Origin of the sequence: Candidatus Nitrosotalea okcheonensis (genome assembly GCF_900177045.1) — an archaeon.
GTDB classification, from domain to species: domain Archaea; phylum Thermoproteota; class Nitrososphaeria; order Nitrososphaerales; family Nitrosopumilaceae; genus Nitrosotalea; species Nitrosotalea okcheonensis.
Genome location: NZ_LT841358.1, coordinates 1756238 through 1773771 on the forward strand (window position 1 = coordinate 1756238; position 17534 = coordinate 1773771).

Genomic DNA, 17534 nt, shown 5'->3' on the forward strand with positions numbered 1-17534 from the left:
TTTCAAGTTAGGTGTTTGCCACGAAACCAAGACAAGTCATTGAAATCTCCATGATTGCAGTACTGGCTATTGTAGTTGTAACCCAAATATCAACAAATAACGTATACTCAACTAATTTTTCTACAACTATTTCTGTTCCAGTTACACAAGAAAACCTTACTACAATATTCAAAAATACCGAAAAGTCTGTTGTGCAAATCACAAGTACCGTGTCAACTGTTGATTCCAGCATAATCGTGAATGGCTATCCACTTCAGGGCCAATCCACGCGGCTTGGTTCTGGTTTTATTTATGACACCAATGGAGATATCATTACAAATAACCATGTGGTTGACGGTTCCAAGACAGTCAACGTAACCTTTGTTGAGGGCAACACATACACAGCCAAAGTCATAGGGACGGATCCATACAATGACATTGCAGTAATACATATCATTGACAACTTTACAGGCGAAAATCTTGCGCCACTGGTTCTTGCAAACTCGTCACAGCTTGAGGTTGGACAAGGAGTAGCAGCAATAGGGAATCCATATGGACTAAGCGATACAATGACTCATGGTATCATAAGTCAGATGGGCAGGCTTCTCAATGAACAAAGTGCTGGTGGATTCTCAATACCTGATGTGATCCAGACAGACGCTGCAATAAATCCGGGAAACTCTGGAGGACCGTTACTAGACATGAGAGGTGAGGTCATAGGAATGAACACTGCTATTAGGACAATTTCAGGGGCATTTTCCGGCATTGGGTTTGCAATCCCATCAAACGACATATCGCGTATAGTTCCCTATCTGATAAAGGATGGTTCATACAAGCACCCATGGCTTGGAATTACTGGAACGAGTGTAAATCCAGAATTTGCAAAGCTTCACGGCCTGCCGCGAAACTATCACGGGGTCGTAGTTGAACAAATTGTCAAAGACAGCCCAGCACAAAAGGCTGGACTTGTGGGAGCCAACGTTGATCAAAACAACAACGTTACCAACAAGTCAGACATTATTATTGCAGTTGACGGACATCCAGTGAAGACAATTTATGACATAATATCGTACATGGATGAACACAAGTCAGTTGGAGATAAAATAGTACTGACTGTTAACAGAGACGGCAAGACAATTGACTTGAATACAGTCCTACTGGGCAGACCAAATCGGAATTCATAATTTTTGATTCAATTTATTTTCAATTCTGATTGTCATATGAAAGACTGAAACAAATCTCTTTCAATATGTTCTAGTTTTTACAATGCAATTATTCTCTGATCGGAATTTATTTTAAGATAAGAGTAAGATTTTGTAGAATCACTGCTCCATATTTTAGATTTGATATTCATCAAACATTCACTCTCATTAGATATTCGATACATATCATAACTGATTTAGTCAACTGTACCTCAATTATAATATACACATGATAGCAATTTGCTTTCGAGGTGAAAACCAAAATAAACAAGAAAATAAAAGTAATGTTTGTATTGCATCTACTTGCAATCGTGGTAGCAGCAGGAGTCTTAATGTTAGCTACAGAAAATGCCTTCGCAGAGTCTACAACAAAGTCTCCAAACACAAATTCACAAGTACGAACAGATAACTCGGCAGATCTTAGTGACGAGTCAAACTATTCGCATACAAACGTAAATGATGTGCCAAATAGTATCGTCAATACAGAACAACCAGACCAGATAAAATCCCAAAAGTAGAGTTCCTACTATTGGTTATCACTTTTTTCTAATGTCATTGTGGCAGATCTGTTGCTTGTACAAATAATTACTCAAGTGCACCTGAATCATTAAATGCGAAAATTCAATCAGACAAACGTTGATTAAAAAATCACCATACTTTTCATTCTGATATCAGATATTGCTGGAGTTAGCTCTTTCAACCCCTCTTGATACCTCATACCGTAATAGGGCTGGAATTCAGGGGCGAACACGAGATACTTTACACGACAGAACCTCTCAATCCTGATAAAACAGTATTTCTTGGGAGGCCTCCTTCATAGGACTTTAAAGATCTCTCAAAAAATTCAATAAATTCTTCCCTTCCTGCCAGATAGCGAGGTTCTATCCCATTTCCAGGCATGAATGGATTTGACACCTTTGAAAGTAAACAATTGTCAACAAAAAAAAGTGTTTACATTTGTTTACTTGATTAATTTTCAAGCATGATTCATTCGTACACCTGGGATCTGTTGTAGCCAATTGTATAATTCATACATCGGCAGATGTTTGCAGAATGTGCTCAAATATCAGAAACCCTGTAAATGTTACACCCTGTAAAGTTTAAAGTGAATATGAAGAATTTGCTTGTGGTTCTGTTGACTGGTGCCAATTCAAGTTGCAGTGATTATTGGTTATGCATTTTTGCATATGTATGCAATGTTGCATACATTAAATCGCATAAAAATGAAAAATTATAATATAAAACAGGAAAGTAGGATTTTTACTCTGCATGCAGAGTGGAAATTCTTCATGAGGCAACTGGGATTTACACCAATCACACATATACACATGGTTATATTTTAATTCATAGTGCAGCTTGGTAGGACTAGCACCATCCTCCATAACAAATGTCTACTTTTTCTGCCACATATTTTTCTTATTCATTTTATTATTAAAACCGGACATTTGGCCGAGTGGCATACAGCATTACTCACGCTGCCTAACACAAATTGGTTAAATCCTGTCCGTCCGTGTGAACCCATTACAATCAGATCAATCTTTTTTGAGGTGGCAAAGTTGATAATTTGCTTGGAGATGGATTTTGTTTCAATAACATGAACAGAAAGTGGAACATTTACATCTTTTGCCGTCTTTTCTAGTTCTGAGATAAAATCCATTGCAAATTTCTCTGCGTCTTTGATTATCTGTATGTGTGCGTTTTTATTAATACACCATGCGCTAATATTTTCTTTTTCCAAGCAAGCCAGAACACTGATTTTGGCGCCATACTTTTTTGCTATATCAAGTGCAAAATTAAATGCTTTGACCGAATATTTTGATCCATCAACAGGTACTAGAATATTTTTTATCATGACACTTGGTCTCCGAAATTGCTCTTTCTAATGACGTCTTTTTTTGTTATCGCCAGATATATGACTGTAGCCAGTATGGTGGCAAGGAAAATCACGCTTGTTATTACGGTTCCTAGTCCCAAGCCGCCGTTACTCACATCTTGTGAGAGATAGTCGCCTATCGAAGCTCCAAGAGGACGAGTTAGAATGTATGCTATCCAAAATGCCAAAATAGCATTTACCTTGAAAACAAAATGACTTATTGCAACAGCTGCAATTAGTGTACCAAAAATGACTGCAGAAAGCAGATAACCAAGGTGTATGGACTCTGCTAATAGGTCTCCTGCAGCGGTTCCAAGTGCAAATGTAAACAGAATGGCTAGCCAATAAAACGACTCTCTTCGAGTAGTGACGATTGTATGTATTGACAATGTTTTTTCCTTCTTGTACCAAACAGCAAAGACTATTGAAAGCAAGATGGTGAAGGTTATTGTAGTATACATCAAAGGTATTCCAAGTTTGTCAGTCAAATTATCTGTGATGAGAGTTCCTACTATGCTTATTAGAACAACTGCTAGCCAGTAGATTCCGGGAATATATTTTTTGAATCTGAACTGGAAGATCAGTACTACAGCAAGCAATGCCCCCATGATTGCCGTTACATTATCAAGTCCAAAATTCAACCCCATATTTAAAAAATCTGCACCTGTTTCACCAACTGTAGTGCATAAAATCTTGATTATCCAAAAGAACAACGTGATTTCGGGTACCTTGTTTAGCATTACTTGGACCCCTGACTGATGATCTTTATCTTTCATTTTTTTCACTACCTATGAATCTGATGTTAATCATAATGGTCAGTCCAAGTGATCTCTCTTCCAACCTGAGATTTTTTCATTTTATTGGTATATTACAGTATAGGTACACTTGACTAAATTATGAATATCTTGGATATACCATATTTCATAGAATTAAAAAAATTGGAAATAAAAATAGAGGGAGGAGTTTCTCTACTTTTTCAATTCGGTCTGGTCGTTTTGCTCTCCATCGCTATGGTTGTCTACGTTATTGTCTGCAGCATCTACTACGTTTGGAGTATCTGGCTGGTCAACTGCTGCTGGTGTGGTTGATTGAGCAAATACATTACTGGTCATTCCAAATCCAATGGCTATTACTGCAATTGCCATCAAAGGAATTGCCAAGAGTGTTTTCTTGTTTGTCATGTTGTGTTGTTTCACCTCTTGGATTTGATGATCACATTTTTGTATATTATGATTGAGGAACATCTGGCTAACTTTGATGAAAAATGTTAACCTGAAATTATACCTTATCGCATCAACACTTAGCTGAATGTACCTGTAATAATCATTCCTTTATTATGCCTAGACATTCTAGTGGTAGAAGGAGAAGACTGTTGCGAAATGAAAAAGATGACGATTCTGAAAATAGATTACGGATATATGATTACATTAAAAAAAATCCAGGGGCACATCTTAGAATGATCGCAAGGCAATTAGAGATGGGTATGGGTGCAACTCAGCATCACTTGGATATTTTGGAAAAGTCTGGAAAAATAAAATCAAGGAGAATTAACATCTATAGACATTATTATGCAGTTGAAGTATTAGAGGCAGAACATAACATACTTGCCTTTCTGAGACAAGAAACAGCCATGGACATTCTCACATATTTGATGGATCACCCAAAGTCTTCTCAGAGTGACATAATCAATTTCAAAGGGTTTTCAGCACCCACAATAAGCTGGCACATGTCACGACTTGAGGAGGCTGGATTGGTTAGTTCTCTAAAAGATGGTAGAACAGTAAGATATGCCATAGTGGACATGCAAAGTATATCTGCTGCCCTTAAGACGTATCATCCCAATGTATGGGACAAGATGTTGAGCAGGTTTGCGGATCTCTTCTTGCAGATGGCTTCCAAGAATGATGGGAAGGGTACATGATGTTTGAAAATATTTTATTTGCAATCAGTAGAATGGCCGAAGTGGGAGGAGAGGCACCAGATCTTCCAGAATCGTTGGACTTTGCAACAGGAATATTCGCAGCATTTTTGCTTGTAGTGTCGCTATTTGCATATAAGAGAACCAAGATGAAAAGACTGCTTTTTGTCAGTGCAGCCTTTGGACTTTATGCATTTCGAGCAATATTGTCAAGATTGGAAATTATTCTTCCTACTATGGAAGCAACAACTATTATTATCATATTGTCATCAACAGGATTTGTAATACTGGCATTGTTCTTTGTAGCTATAGTGAAAAAGAATTAGGAAATTGTGATAAAAAATAATATACACTTAGACAATTGTCCCTGTATTGTAATATACTGATTTCACAGTATAACATCATGTCAAAACAACCCTACAGAACAGAAATGGGAATAATCTCCGACATTTTACGTGTAACATTAGATTGTGATAGACACGGTGCAATAATATCATCCATATCTAGAAAAGCAAATTTGTCACACTATTCGGCAATTGAGAAATGCCAAAAACTGGTAGGTTTTGGATTGCTAGAATCTGTAAACAATGAAAGAAATCGTATTTTTATTATTACCGAGAAAGGAATGAAATTTTTTCAAGAAATGCAAAAGTTCATAGCAATTGCACAGGCGGTAAAAATAAGATATTAAGCAAGTGACTTGATTCCCTAAAATGAACACTTCACTACATATGCTTTCTACTTATAGAACTGCATCATAGGTAAATCCAGATTATACACATGGTTCACCAGTATTTACTGTAATCAGCAAAGAAAATCAATTCATTCTCTCAATAAACAATAACATACAGCCCAGAATGATTGCGCAATTCTCAGTTTTTGACGAAATTAAATGGGATGCAGTAAACTCTACAATTCCAATACAAAATTGGACTCATCTTGCAGCAACATACAATGTAAGTGTAATCAGTATCTATGTAAATGGAATCTTACAGTCCACGGAAATCCAGTATATGACACAATATTGCTTCTAGTGGACAGCAAGACCGTCTATGTATCCAATAGACAGTTGTTCACAAGCGGGCAGACTCGTGTAAAGCTTGAATGTAGACCCAGCCTGCCTTTGCTCCATATCTGTCGTGATCCTAGTCTCTTGGCTATGGGATGAACTAATTTTAGGATAATAGAACTTTCTAGTGTTTACGACATCTTAATATCAAAGGAACTGAAATTTATTTTGGAAAGTTTGAATAAATCATACATGATTATTACAATAGGTATTGCTATAATGGCAATTGGATTTGGAGTTTATTTTTCTGAAACTGAAACCACGCCTCCAAAGCAGTTGGAAGGACATTATCATCAAATTCAGGTAAATGATAATGTTGCAATAGGGGAAAAACACGGTTAGCCTATGTTTATAAGATAATTCCAAAATGGAATCAGTATATTCATTTTTAATTCCGTAGTATTTATTTACAAGATCTCGTGAATGTAAATGTGCAAAGTAAGGTAGGGTTATCGTTAGGTATAGTCGTCGGGTGTATTATCACATTTGCTATTGTTGAATTTGGGTTTACATCAATAATTCCTGATAATAACATGCATTCTCTTACGATGGGAAATATACCGGATGGACCGGTTCCAATGGATATAGTCACAGTTACAGTTCATGATAAAAACGGAAACCTAGTTACAGAACAAAAGACACATAATATTATAACTACTAACGGTGCTGTTTGGTATTGTATAGCGCAAAACAGGTGTACATCACAGATAACAGGTGTAAGCCCAGCTGTTCCAAATGTTGCAGGGGCTACATATTGGGTGCAGTTTATTCATGGACCAGCTAACACTAACGAACCTACTGCTGCTGATTGTACATCCCCCTCTGGAGGAGGCGCAATATCCGGAAACCTAAACGGTACATCTCCGACCCAGAGGTGTATTGTAATATTTGGTTCGCCCCCTGCCCAGTATCAATCTGGAGGATATATTGTAAGCGTTAGTACCATTGCAAACAATAAAAATTTGACAGGTACTGGAACTTTTGATAGTGTTAATAGGTTTGTACAGACAACGCGGGCGACTACATGTTCTGTAATAAATGACGGTTCAGCTCCATCTTCTGGCACATGCCAATTTTCTGAAACTACCCCAGTCTTGACCAACAATTCCGGGCAGGCTATAACAATCAATGGTCTTGCACTTTCAAGCGGTACAAATTCGGCAGTAGCAGCTGGACCACTGATCATTGCAGAAACTACTATAACACCAATAACCTTGCAGTCTGGAGATACTGTCAGTGTCACTTGGACAATAACAACATAAGATTGTTTTACAGTATTATGTACGAGCGAATTAATATGTGGAGAAATGATTGTTTATGTACGAAATTAAAAATGACTTGAATCGCTTTAACTAGTCGTACAATGGTTTTCTGTCTACCCTTTTATGGGAATCAAACGAACAAAACATACTTGGGTTTTTACTATGTTGTAATGTAACAAGTATGTTTTGGAAAAATCTAAAAAAGCATCAAAATATTCCAAATTTGCTTGACTCCATCTCTTCCTTGATGGCTAGTTTGACCTTCAGATTTTTTTGGCTAACCTTTTCACTCAACCACGTCAAAAACTTGTGTTCTAAACCTTTTCCCTTGATCTTTTCAAAATCTGGTCCCATTTGGTCTGACAGTCTTTCTACAAGAGACTTGTTGACACAAACCACGTAAAAATGCCATCCAAAGGCAAATTCTGAATCAGTTACTACAAAATCATTTTCTCCATGAACCATCTTTTCTACATTGCCAAGTGTTGATATGATTGCCTTGCTGGTATTTTCGTAATCTATAGCTGATACGTTGATGTTGATCCTTTCTCGCATGTATATACTTGTAACATTTGTAAATAAAAACATGACTGATAACTTGGTCCTAGTGGTCAAGCAAATGTTCAACTTCTATGTTGAAAAAAGTCTTGAGAATTCCTATATAGCTCTTTACGGGTTCTGGAATGTCTTCACCACATGCAATTCCAAGATTTTTTGCATTTATCCATATTACAAGGGTCTGAAGTATTGTCAGAAATCTATCATTTTCAAAATTTCTTGAACTAATAGCTTTGGAATACCTGTCAGCATATTCCCACGCAACAGAAAAATCAATACAATCTGTATCAAATATGACAAGCATCTGCTCTCGCAGTGATTCTGCCTTCTTGAATGGTGTTACATTTAGGATGTATGGAAAGTCTACTTTGTTTGGCATGCATCCAGTAAGAGGCCCCCATATGGTTATTATTTTGCATCCGGGTCTTAGACTTTGAAACTTTGAAATCATTTTTTCAATTGTTTTTTCATCTGAAAACCAAAAAAGTATCACACTGGCATCACTAATATCGGCATCTATGATATCCTGATACCTAAGTGACCCATTTGTGATATGCTTCTCTGCAAGTAGTTTTTTTCCTTGCGATATTTTTTCCTCGTTGTTGTCTATACCGATGGATCTCTCTACTCTGAATTCTTGTGAAGCAATTGCAATACTGTTGCTATTTCCACATCCTAAATGATAAAAAATATCGTCTTTCGTCATTTCCGCAAATCTGAATATCTCTCTTAGTGTATCATCTGATAATTCAACATCATCTCCATTCATTATGGATCTTGGGAGAGATGATAGGTACTCTTCGATTTTCATTGAATAATTACAGCATGTACTAAATTTATTCTCTTATTCTCTCAAGGGCAGAAACTGCTTGCCATAGTGTAACTCTTACATATGATGGCATGTTGGGGTCTTGGGATATGTCATCAAGAAGGCTTATGGCGTTTGCAGCCCTCACAGAAACGGGATAATCTTGTTTTTTCAAGTTTACAACAAGGTCAGTCAAATCTTTCTTGATGTTTCTTGGAGTGGAAGGATTTGATGCAATTTCAGCTAGCGTATTGATGGCCATGTTTAAAGTGTCAATATTTGGATCCTTTTTCTCGACCATTGTACCATTCAAGCTTATGCTAATTGAGCTTATTTTATAAAGTTTGCACTATACGGTTCTGCTAACTTATCGAGACCTGCCACAAATGATAATAATTCAAAAATGAAAGTAAGATAGTGAAAGTAAGAAAGACAATAAAACAGTCATTCAATCCCAATACTGAAATCCACTCCATGATGGAAACATTCAAGGACATGGTAAACCATTGCATCAGAATCGGTCTTGAAAACAATGCCTCAACATTAAAAAACTCTCTCGATGCTTTCATACAACCAGTTAAAGGAATACAACATACCGTCATATTACAAACTTACTGCAATATCACAGGCAACAGGAGGCTTGCACAGATGAAGATGTCAATCAAGCGCGGTATAAAGACAAAATCGCCATTCATAACAAAACCATATCTTGTGTCATGCTATGGATTCAAGATAAACTACATGCTCTTGTCCATACCAACAGGAAACAGACAGGTGATCTTGGTCAAACTAAATGATCATACAATATCAAAACTTGCAGAAGATGGTATAAAGCCAAAATCTTTCACTATTACACCAGAGTCACTATGCATCTCAGTTGAAAAAGATGTGGAAGAAATCAAACCAGAATCAGTGATAGGGATAGACAGGAATCTCAGAAATATTACAATATCAACTCAAAGTGGAACAGTAATGTACAAGACCAACAAACTACTTTCAATAAAGGAAAATACATCACATGTCATATCATCCTTCAAAAGGTTTGATGTAAGAGTAAAGAGACATTTCCAGCAGAGATTAGGCAATAGAAGGTCAAGACGGATACAACAATACCTGCACAAAATATCAAAAGACATTGTTCAAAGAGCAGTAAACACAAAATCAATCCTCATACTAGAAGATCTAAAAGGAATCCGTAAACTATACAGAAAGGGAAATGGTCAGGGGAAAAAGTATCGCAGAAAATTAAATTCATGGTCGTTCTACGAACTGCAAAGGCAGATTACATACAAAGCAGAATGGGAAGGGATTCCTGTTGGATTCGTAGATCCTAAACGCACAAGCCAACTCTGTCCAATATGCGGAAAGAGACTCCAAGAGGACAGGTTACAACTTCGTAAATTATTGTGCATTAATTGTAAGAGAACGATGGACAGGGATGTAATTGCATCCATGAACATTGCTTACAAGGGGTGGAGTAGGTTTTGCCATCCTAGAGGGCTTTCAGAAGAAGCAGTGAACGGGAATCTGGAAAACTTTCGGCCAGTAATATCCTGCAAGTTGATGGAAGCAAGTTGATTATCGAGAACATAGGGTCTCGATAAGTTAGCAGAACCCACTATACTTCAACAAAGATATTTTCTGATTCTACTATTACTTTATACGAATTCAAGTCTTTTATTTTGACAGGAAAGGCAGAAAGCTTACCTGTTTTACAATCGAATTTTGCTCCATGCCAACCACATGTTATTATTGATCCCTCCAAACTTCCTTCAGAAAGACTTGCTCCTGCATGTGTACATGTATCGTTGACTGCATGGTATTCTCCATCTATGTTGGCAACAATAACATCTTTACCGTCTATTGTAACTTTCTGTATTTTGCCGGGAACAAAGTCGCTTACCTTACCAACAATTATTTTTCCCATGACTGGGTGAAAAACTTGACTCTTAATAATTTTAATGTCTATTCTAGAATGTCAAAATTCTAAATTAAACAAATCTTACTGTGTTTTGTATTTTGCCTAGATTTTCTATTTCCATCTCTATCTTGTCCCCATCCTTCAAGAATATGGCATCTGGCTTGTTTAGCATGACTCCAGCTGGTGTTCCAGTAGATATGATGTCTCCTTTTTCTAAGGTCATTGCTTTACTTAGCAATGATACAATAGAATATACTTTTAGGTGCATGTTTGACGTCGAAGAGTTTTGTCTAACATCCCCATTTACCTTGGTTGTCATTTTGAGATTTTGCGGTTCTGGTATTTCATCCGCAGACGTTATCCAAGGACCGCAGGGTGCAAAAGTGTCAAAGCCTTTTGCTCTAGTGAATTGTTTATCCTTGGCTTGTATGTCTCGTGCAGAAGCATCGTTTAAGATCATATATCCAAAAACTGCATCCTTTGCCTCTTTTTCTGATATGTTCTTGCAATCTTTGCCAATTATTACCGCAAGTTCAATTTCGTAATCAAGCTTTGAGACAAATGATGGACAGACTATGTCGGATGTAGCTCCATTGAGAGTTGTTCTGGGCTTTATTACTATTGCTGGCTCATCCGGTGGGATCAAGTTTTGCTCTTTTGCATGATCCTTGTAATTAAAAGCTAAACAAATTATCTTGGATGGATTTGGAATGGGCGGGAGAAACTTGAAATCCGATAAATTTTCATTATAGCTCATATTTTTTACATTGCTTTTTATTTCATCATACCACCCATCAAACAAGAAATCTTTGATGCTCTGAGGTATGGGAATTCCGGTCTGAGATGTCATGCTCTCTCTTGTCAAAACCTTTTCTCCGTTAACAAAAGCATATGTTTCCATATTTTGTCTAAGCAATCGTGCAATTTTCATTTTCTTCACTTGTGTGTATATATCGCTTGATTTGCAGAATCTTTTCTGCAATATCCGAATCTTACGAACTGGATTTCTGCTCCCACATTTAACTCTAAGTAGTACTGTTCTGTTATAGCTTGCTTGATTTGTAAACTGTTTTCATTAAACTGATCATTTACGAATAATACGTCTGACATCAAAACCTCCATGTTTACTGGATTCTTTCTTGAAATCCATTGAATTTTAGGAATATTCGGTTTGTAACTGGTATCAGTAATCTCTCCTTCTATCTCTGGACTCATTTTTGTTATTCTTATGTTGTACAGCTCCAACAATCTTATCTCGTCACCCGTCTTCAATGTCTTGGCGTCATTATCAGGTATGTAGAAACTTCCATCTATCTCAACTCGTCTTTTACCCATGTCGTTTTGTGGATGATTTGAAATTTCAATTTCAGTAAGATTGTTGTTAGTCACTGTTAATTTTACTGGGTTAAAAACAATGAATAGTCTTACACTTTTTGGATCAATTATTGTTCGATTAATTGATTCTAGCGTTTCAAATGGTGGCATGGTATCAGATTTGGTAAAGCCAAGAGAAAGAACAAATTTTCGAATAGCTTCTGGGACTATGCCTCTTCTACGTAATCCTTCAAGGGTCGGAAGCCTGGGATCGTCAAACCCTGATACTTTTCCTTCTTCCACTAGAGGTTTTAGTACTCTCTTGGAGACCGGCATTCCTTCAAACTCCAATCTTGAAAACTCTAACATCTTTGGTTTACGCATGTTTAGTTTATCCAAAAGCGCATAATAGAGTTCAGTACGTAATTCATATTCTTTGGTTCTAAACGCATGAGTGATTCCATCAATGCTGTCTTCAATGGCAACTGCAAAGTCATAGTTTGGCCAAACTCTGTATTTGTCTCTGTGGATTGGATGCGGTTCATCTATTATTCTAAGCAAGGTTGGATCTCGCATGACCGTATTCTCTGAACTCATGTCTCCTCGAAATCTCACTATGGCTTCGCCAGGTTTGAATTTGTCAAACATCTTATTCCAGCGAGTATTGTTTTGATCAAGATTTCCTGCTCTGCACTTGCAAGGTAACATCTCTCTTCTATTCTTACTAATTGTATCCTTGTTGCACGTGCATACATATGCATCACCTAAATCAATGAGTTCCTTGGCTTTCTTGTAGATTATCTCCATGTCATCCGAGGTATTTTTTACAAGATCATATTTTACACCCAGCCAGTCTAGGCCAACTTTTATTGCAGCATAATATTCTAAACGTTCTTTTTCCGGATTTGTATCATCAAATCTTAAAATGAGCTTTCCTCCATACATCTTTGCATATTCTTCATCTATTATCGATGCCTTTGCATGACCAATGTGGGGATAGCCATTAGGTTCTGGGGGGAAACGCGTGATTACATTTCCTTGTTCTGCTCCTTCAAGGGGTGGAAGACCGATTCTCTCTTGTTTTGGTTTTACTATCAAGAGTTCTGCATATTTTCTAGCAAGCTCTTCTTTTTGTGATTCCACTGATAATTTGTTAACATCATCTACTGCCTGTAAAATAAGTGGAATGACATCTTTGATTCTGGAACGAAGTTCTGGCTTGATTCCAATTACTTTGGATATGATTGAATCATTTCTAGTTTTTCCATCATGTTCTGACGCATTCAAAAGGGCAATTCCACGAATTACGCTTTTTAATTCGTCATCCAACTAAAGACTCCTCTCTACCACAAAATCAAGCAAAGAAAGTAATTCATTTTTTGCAGATCCATCGTATATTAATATTGATTTCATGGCTGCATTGGAGTGATACATTGCCTTTTGTTTTATCGTATCCTCTATTCCAAGGGAAGAAATAGTGGAAATGGCTCTCTCCACTTCACTTTTTGAGACAGATGAATTGCCAAATGCGTTAAGGATTATCTTTTTTTCTTGACTGCTTGCTTTTTTGATTGCCATCAAAATTGGCAGTGATTTCTTTCCTTCTCTGATGTCGTTACCAACAGGTTTTTTTGTAATCTTTGGATTCCCTGTAACCCCAATTAGATCATCAATTATCTGAAAAGCAATTCCCAGATTTCTTCCAAATGTAGATAGTCTTGTCACATCTGCAAAATCTTTGTTTGCTGATATTGCTCCCATCGCACAAGATGCCACAAATAATGACGATGTTTTTTTCTCGATCATTTTTATATATTGATCTTCACTTGGTATCTTACTTGATTTTGCCATGCTGATGTCTAATGCTTGTCCTTCGCACACATCAGTACAAGCCTTTGCCAATGTGGCGACAAGATTCAAACCTACATTTCCTGACTTGTGAAGGTAAGGCTTTGAAATGGTTTCAAATGCCCTTGAAAACAACAAATCTCCCGCAAGAATGCCAATGGGCATTCCAAATCTTACATGTACTGTAGGTACACCATGCCTTACTTCATCATTGTCCATGATATCGTCATGTACCAATGTAAAATTGTGTACCATTTCAACTGCGGCCGCTGCAGGTATTGACTGCTTCATAGTTCCACCCAAAATCTGGCAGCTCTTTATTACCATGTATGGCCTTAATCTCTTTCCTCCATGATCAATCAAATAACTTGCTGCTTGGTACAAATCCTTGGGTTCTCCAGAAAGTCTGGATGAGAGAAACGAGTCTATCTTTGATACTGTCTCTGCAAGTTTCTCCAGATTCATTCTTTTTTTAGCTCCCACCTGTGATCTGGAAAATGATGCTTTAACGATTCCTCTAGTTGACTCTTGATTTTGTCTTTATTCCACATCTTGAGAATGTCTTTGTGTGCGTTGCTTATGTTGTGACTTGACTCTGATATGAAATATAATGCAACTAGCATCCACGGACAGAAAATTTGTGGTGTTTTTTTAATCTCTGATAATGCCTGTTCTGGTGTTACCCATCTGATATCTGAAATTTCATCTTCTACAATCTTTATTTTTGAAGGATCATCCAATATTCCAATTAAAGTTCCACAAACTTCGTTTTCTGATCCAATGTCTTTGTAAGGTACGTGATATTCAAATTTATACAAGTAATCTAATTTGCACGTCACGCCCAATTCTTCTGGCAGTCTTCTTTCTGCAGATGAGATGTAGTCCTCTGACTGTCTTGGATGACTAGCTACGGTCCCATCCCAATCTCCTGGCCAGAGCATCTTGCTCATACTTCTCTGTGTGAGCAAAAGTTTTCCTTCTCTATTGAACAAAAATATGGTAAACGCTCTGTGTAGTTTTCCGTCCGGTAAATGACATTTTACTTTTTCTTCAGTTCCTATTTGATTATCGTTGCTATTCACAAGAATGAGATACTCCATAATTATCCTCTGAATATTGTTCCCTCAAAACTCTTGCCATTTATTGCATTTCTTATCCTCTTTGGAATGTTTCCATTTACAAAGAAAACATCTGTTCCATGCTTTGATATGTTAAATGCCTCTTTTATTTTACGAGACATGCCGCCTGTTACATCCATTGACACTTTTGATGTAACTGGTTTCTCTGTTGTAATTTCTTTCAAAAGTTTTTTGCTTTTCATATCTAAATACACCCCATCCACATTTGTAACAAAAATCGCTAGACGAGGATGTAACAGTTTGGAGAGAATTCCCATGATTCTGTCTCCTGATAGGATGTAAAATTTGTTTTTTCCATACCACATGACATCTCCATAAGAAATTGGCATTAATCCCGTCTTTGCAATCTTGGGAATTTCCCTGACTTTATTGACTAGTGGTCTATCACCAATCATAAAATCACTTGGTGGCAAACAATATGGTTTTAGACCAGATTGCAAAAATGATTCAAGTACAATACTGTTCAGTTCTATCATTGAATTTTTAACAACCGAAACTCCTTTGGCTTGATGTCTTTCTGGCCTTGTATGCATATCATACTTTACCGACCAATAATGCCCAAATGAACCTCCTCCATGTACTATGACAAGTGGTTCATTTACATTTTTGAGACTTGTGGCAATTCTTCTTATTGAATTTCTATTTGATGTTAACGGTTTTTCCTTGTTGGTAATTATTGAACCCCCGAGTTTTATCAAGATCATGATTTTTAACAATGCTATGAACGGTTTTAAAAAGTATCTCACTGAAACAGTGATACAATTCTTTGATTATGGTGATAACCCCTTTTTTTATTTTTAAATGATGCCTGTGAATTATTGATTTTTTAATTAGAGCAAAGTTTCTGCATTTTATACATACTGGAGTCCGTCATAATCTATCTTTGCTATAAAACAATCTGAAATTTTTCTTAAATTATCAAGCGTATCTTTGATGTTAGAATTGTCAACAAGAGCAATAATACATCCACCACCACCTGCCCCTGTTATCTTTGCACCATGTGCTGTCTTTTTTGCTTCTTTGATCAAGAGATCTATTTTCTCTGTTGAAACTCCAATCTGTTTTAATAACTCATGATTTTTTAACATCAACAAACCTAGTTTATTCAAGTTATTTTCCCTCAAAGATATTATTGCATTGTTGATTATGTCCATCTCTTCTTTGCATAACCTGTTGAAAAGATCTTCATTTTTTTCTTTAAATTGCCTGACTTGTCTTACGACATCTTGGGTATTGTGAACTTGTGCAGAATTTGATATTATGAAACTCAGGTCATTTCTTGATGGAATTGGTTGAAATCCACTCTTTAGATCATATGACACAAGTCCACCAAATGTAGAAACTGAGGAATCGGCTCCTGAATTTTGTTCAAATATTGTACGCTCTGCCTGTATAGCTATTTTCACTACTTCCTCACTTGATAATTTACGAAACAACCCATTGACAGAGGCTGTAACTGCTACGCAAGCAGAAGACGATGAACCAAGTCCAACTCCTGCAGGTATCTCTGATTCTATGGTTATCTCTATTCCTTGTTTTGTAGAGTTCTCCATTAATGTTTTTTTTGCTACATGAAAAAAAGGTCTCATAAATTTTTGTTGCACATTTTCCAAATTATCCAATGAGTCTATGTCCATCTCTGCTTCTCCCAAGGAAGATCTTATCCTGACTATTCTCTCATCTACAAATTGTGAAGTTGCAGTTATTCTCTTGTCTATGGAGCATAAGACTGCTTTTGTGCCATGTACCACAAAATGTTCTCCAAAAAGAATGATCTTGCCAGGAGCAGACGCAACAGATTTCATGAAAACACTATCGATGCATATCCTACCACTGAATCCTTGTTGTTTCCTGATATGTCTCCACTAGTGGCATATTTGATCAAGGTCCCCTTGGTTGCTCCAAGTTTCTTACAGGCTATCATGGTGGAAGCGATCGCTCCATAACCGCATGCGCTAATCTTTTTTTCTTGCAATACCTCATAAAATGCGTCTACATCTAGATTCACTATCGTGTCTATCAAAGATTTGTCCTGATCATGTGCAAAATCATTTGGTTCGTAATGAGTAAAATCCGAAGAACCAATTATTATGGTATTTTTAATTTTTGAAATCATTGCTACTGACTCACCAATTTTGATTGCGGCATGGCGACTCTGATCAATTAAGATTATGGGTAAAATCTTAAATTTATGCGAAAATATTTCCTGAAGCATCGGGATCTGTACCTCCAAACAATGATCTCTTGTATGAGAAAAAAAATCAAACTCTATCAATTTTGAAATCTTGCCAATCTTAATTGCAGAATCTGTGTCTACCTCAATGTCGCCAATAGGCGTTCTCCATATTCCTTCCTTCATTGTTGCAACGTCTCTTCCTATTGCCCAGTGATTTGGTCCTATGATTATTACAAGTTCAGGTCTATGTGATGATATTGCATAGTATGAATTTGCAGCTATGGGACCAGAATATTCATATCCCGCATGCGGGCATATTGCACCAATAATTTTTTTATCATGTGTTGAGGGGGGTAGTATTCCCGGGCCATATTTGTGTAGAAAACAATTTTTTATGCTTGATTTTAATTCTTGACTTGTTTTTGGATAGAACATGCCAGCAACAGCTGGTGTTCTTACCTGCATTG

Annotated in this window: 23 protein-coding genes and 1 pseudogene; 9 read left to right on the forward strand and 15 right to left on the reverse strand. The window is 36.9% G+C overall.

Annotation, left to right across the window (positions count from 1 at the left end; all coding sequences use genetic code 11):
• Window positions 1–11: 11 nt before the first annotated feature.
• Window positions 12–1163 carry a S1C family serine protease gene (locus BQ3481_RS10325; RefSeq protein ID WP_231911794.1) on the forward strand — a complete coding sequence of 384 codons (1152 nt, stop codon included), beginning with the start codon at window positions 12–14 and terminating at the stop codon, window positions 1161–1163.
• A gap of 269 nt (window positions 1164–1432) precedes the next feature.
• The gene (locus tag BQ3481_RS10330; RefSeq protein WP_157928183.1) at window positions 1433–1699 is read left to right on the forward strand and encodes a hypothetical protein; all 267 of its coding nucleotides are present in this window, start codon (window positions 1433–1435) and stop codon (window positions 1697–1699) included.
• 241 nt (window positions 1700–1940) lie between these two features.
• Here the strand turns inward: BQ3481_RS10330 and BQ3481_RS10335 are convergent, their stop codons facing one another.
• From BQ3481_RS10335 to BQ3481_RS10350, 4 genes are all read right to left on the reverse strand, one after another.
• Window positions 1941–2096, reverse strand: coding sequence for a hypothetical protein (locus BQ3481_RS10335; RefSeq protein WP_157928184.1), 156 nt, complete (start codon window positions 2094–2096; stop codon window positions 1941–1943).
• 505 nt (window positions 2097–2601) lie between these two features.
• A complete protein-coding gene (locus BQ3481_RS10340; RefSeq protein WP_157928185.1) occupies window positions 2602–3033 on the reverse strand; it encodes a universal stress protein in 432 nt (143 codons plus the stop codon).
• Window positions 3030–3830, reverse strand: a complete 801-nt coding sequence (locus BQ3481_RS10345; protein WP_157928186.1) for a COG4705 family protein — start codon at window positions 3828–3830, stop codon at window positions 3030–3032. Before BQ3481_RS10345 ends, BQ3481_RS10340 begins: the two co-directional genes overlap by 4 nt.
• A gap of 192 nt (window positions 3831–4022) precedes the next feature.
• Window positions 4023–4235, reverse strand: coding sequence for a hypothetical protein (locus BQ3481_RS10350; protein ID WP_157928187.1), 213 nt, complete (start codon window positions 4233–4235; stop codon window positions 4023–4025).
• A 191-nt stretch (window positions 4236–4426) separates the two neighbouring features.
• Between BQ3481_RS10350 and BQ3481_RS10355 the strand changes: the two genes are divergently transcribed.
• The 6 genes and pseudogenes from BQ3481_RS10355 (at window position 4427) to BQ3481_RS10380 (ending at window position 7303) form a co-directional block, all read left to right on the forward strand.
• Entirely contained in the window at window positions 4427–4975 is a 549-nt protein-coding gene (locus tag BQ3481_RS10355; RefSeq protein WP_157928188.1) for a winged helix-turn-helix transcriptional regulator, read from the forward strand.
• On the forward strand, window positions 4972–5298 hold the full coding sequence (locus BQ3481_RS10360; protein ID WP_157928189.1) for a hypothetical protein: 327 nt from the start codon (window positions 4972–4974) through the stop codon (window positions 5296–5298). The genes BQ3481_RS10355 and BQ3481_RS10360 overlap by 4 nt, the downstream gene beginning before the upstream one ends.
• 77 nt (window positions 5299–5375) lie before the next feature.
• The gene (locus BQ3481_RS10365) at window positions 5376–5663 is read left to right on the forward strand and encodes a winged helix-turn-helix domain-containing protein (RefSeq protein WP_173848104.1); all 288 of its coding nucleotides are present in this window, start codon (window positions 5376–5378) and stop codon (window positions 5661–5663) included.
• A gap of 85 nt (window positions 5664–5748) precedes the next feature.
• Window positions 5749–6006 (forward strand): annotated as a pseudogene (locus BQ3481_RS10370) (LamG-like jellyroll fold domain-containing protein); the annotation flags it as partial.
• Window positions 6007–6233: 227 nt separating this feature from the next.
• Entirely contained in the window at window positions 6234–6383 is a 150-nt protein-coding gene (locus BQ3481_RS10375) for a hypothetical protein (RefSeq protein ID WP_157928190.1), read from the forward strand.
• Between the two features lie 89 nt (window positions 6384–6472).
• Window positions 6473–7303: a hypothetical protein gene (locus BQ3481_RS10380; RefSeq protein WP_157928191.1), complete on the forward strand. Its 831-nt coding sequence runs from the start codon at window positions 6473–6475 to the stop codon at window positions 7301–7303.
• Window positions 7304–7510: 207 nt separating this feature from the next.
• Here the strand turns inward: BQ3481_RS10380 and BQ3481_RS10385 are convergent, their stop codons facing one another.
• From BQ3481_RS10385 to BQ3481_RS10395, 3 genes are read right to left on the reverse strand one after another with little or no spacing between them, the layout of a single operon-like run.
• Window positions 7511–7858, reverse strand: coding sequence for a hypothetical protein (locus BQ3481_RS10385; RefSeq protein ID WP_157928192.1), 348 nt, complete (start codon window positions 7856–7858; stop codon window positions 7511–7513).
• 49 nt (window positions 7859–7907) lie between these two features.
• Window positions 7908–8672: a methyltransferase domain-containing protein gene (locus BQ3481_RS10390; protein ID WP_157928193.1), complete on the reverse strand. Its 765-nt coding sequence runs from the start codon at window positions 8670–8672 to the stop codon at window positions 7908–7910.
• Between the two features lie 25 nt (window positions 8673–8697).
• Entirely contained in the window at window positions 8698–8982 is a 285-nt protein-coding gene (locus BQ3481_RS10395; protein ID WP_231911796.1) for a UPF0147 family protein, read from the reverse strand.
• A gap of 104 nt (window positions 8983–9086) precedes the next feature.
• On the opposite strand from BQ3481_RS10395, the gene BQ3481_RS10400 reads away from it, so the two are divergent.
• The gene (locus tag BQ3481_RS10400; protein ID WP_157928194.1) at window positions 9087–10247 is read left to right on the forward strand and encodes an RNA-guided endonuclease InsQ/TnpB family protein; all 1161 of its coding nucleotides are present in this window, start codon (window positions 9087–9089) and stop codon (window positions 10245–10247) included.
• Window positions 10248–10287: 40 nt separating this feature from the next.
• On the opposite strand, the gene BQ3481_RS10405 is transcribed toward BQ3481_RS10400, so the two are convergent.
• The 8 genes from BQ3481_RS10405 to amrB form a co-directional block, all read right to left on the reverse strand.
• A complete protein-coding gene (locus BQ3481_RS10405; RefSeq protein ID WP_157928195.1) occupies window positions 10288–10596 on the reverse strand; it encodes a Rieske (2Fe-2S) protein in 309 nt (102 codons plus the stop codon).
• Between the two features lie 64 nt (window positions 10597–10660).
• A complete protein-coding gene (locus BQ3481_RS10410; RefSeq protein ID WP_157928196.1) occupies window positions 10661–11521 on the reverse strand; it encodes a fumarylacetoacetate hydrolase family protein in 861 nt (286 codons plus the stop codon).
• A 5-nt stretch (window positions 11522–11526) separates the two neighbouring features.
• Complete coding sequence (locus BQ3481_RS10415) at window positions 11527–13233, reverse strand: glutamate--tRNA ligase (RefSeq protein WP_157928197.1); 1707 nt, start codon at window positions 13231–13233, stop codon at window positions 11527–11529.
• A complete protein-coding gene (locus tag BQ3481_RS10420; protein WP_157928198.1) occupies window positions 13234–14217 on the reverse strand; it encodes a polyprenyl synthetase family protein in 984 nt (327 codons plus the stop codon).
• Complete coding sequence (gene idi / locus BQ3481_RS10425; RefSeq protein ID WP_157928199.1) at window positions 14214–14852, reverse strand: isopentenyl-diphosphate Delta-isomerase; 639 nt, start codon at window positions 14850–14852, stop codon at window positions 14214–14216. Before idi ends, BQ3481_RS10420 begins: the two co-directional genes overlap by 4 nt.
• A 2-nt stretch (window positions 14853–14854) precedes the next feature.
• Window positions 14855–15595, reverse strand: a complete 741-nt coding sequence (locus BQ3481_RS10430; protein WP_157928200.1) for an isopentenyl phosphate kinase — start codon at window positions 15593–15595, stop codon at window positions 14855–14857.
• Between the two features lie 147 nt (window positions 15596–15742).
• Entirely contained in the window at window positions 15743–16696 is a 954-nt protein-coding gene (mvk, locus tag BQ3481_RS10435) for a mevalonate kinase (protein ID WP_157928201.1), read from the reverse strand.
• Window positions 16693–17532: an AmmeMemoRadiSam system protein B gene (amrB, locus tag BQ3481_RS10440; protein ID WP_157928202.1), complete on the reverse strand. Its 840-nt coding sequence runs from the start codon at window positions 17530–17532 to the stop codon at window positions 16693–16695. The genes mvk and amrB overlap by 4 nt, the downstream gene beginning before the upstream one ends.
• Window positions 17533–17534: the final 2 nt, after the last annotated feature.

Coding starts and splice junctions, on each gene's coding strand:
- BQ3481_RS10340 (WP_157928185.1), bottom strand. CDS start 3,033: ATGATAAAAAATATTCTAGTACCTGTTGATGGATCAAAATATTCGGTC.
- BQ3481_RS10420 (WP_157928198.1), bottom strand. CDS start 14,217: ATGAATCTGGAGAAACTTGCAGAGACAGTATCAAAGATAGACTCGTTT.
- idi (WP_157928199.1), bottom strand. CDS start 14,852: ATGGAGTATCTCATTCTTGTGAATAGCAACGATAATCAAATAGGAACT.
- mvk (WP_157928201.1), bottom strand. CDS start 16,696: ATGAAATCTGTTGCGTCTGCTCCTGGCAAGATCATTCTTTTTGGAGAA.
- amrB (WP_157928202.1), bottom strand. CDS start 17,532: ATGCAGGTAAGAACACCAGCTGTTGCTGGCATGTTCTATCCAAAAACA.
- BQ3481_RS10410 (WP_157928196.1), bottom strand. CDS start 11,521: ATGAAAATTGCACGATTGCTTAGACAAAATATGGAAACATATGCTTTT.
- BQ3481_RS10430 (WP_157928200.1), bottom strand. CDS start 15,595: ATGATCTTGATAAAACTCGGGGGTTCAATAATTACCAACAAGGAAAAA.
- BQ3481_RS10350 (WP_157928187.1), bottom strand. CDS start 4,235: ATGACAAACAAGAAAACACTCTTGGCAATTCCTTTGATGGCAATTGCA.
- BQ3481_RS10385 (WP_157928192.1), bottom strand. CDS start 7,858: ATGCGAGAAAGGATCAACATCAACGTATCAGCTATAGATTACGAAAAT.
- BQ3481_RS10365 (WP_173848104.1), top strand. CDS start 5,376: ATGTCAAAACAACCCTACAGAACAGAAATGGGAATAATCTCCGACATT.
- BQ3481_RS10345 (WP_157928186.1), bottom strand. CDS start 3,830: ATGAAAGATAAAGATCATCAGTCAGGGGTCCAAGTAATGCTAAACAAG.
- BQ3481_RS10390 (WP_157928193.1), bottom strand. CDS start 8,672: ATGAAAATCGAAGAGTACCTATCATCTCTCCCAAGATCCATAATGAAT.
- BQ3481_RS10360 (WP_157928189.1), top strand. CDS start 4,972: ATGATGTTTGAAAATATTTTATTTGCAATCAGTAGAATGGCCGAAGTG.
- BQ3481_RS10405 (WP_157928195.1), bottom strand. CDS start 10,596: ATGGGAAAAATAATTGTTGGTAAGGTAAGCGACTTTGTTCCCGGCAAA.
- BQ3481_RS10375 (WP_157928190.1), top strand. CDS start 6,234: ATGATTATTACAATAGGTATTGCTATAATGGCAATTGGATTTGGAGTT.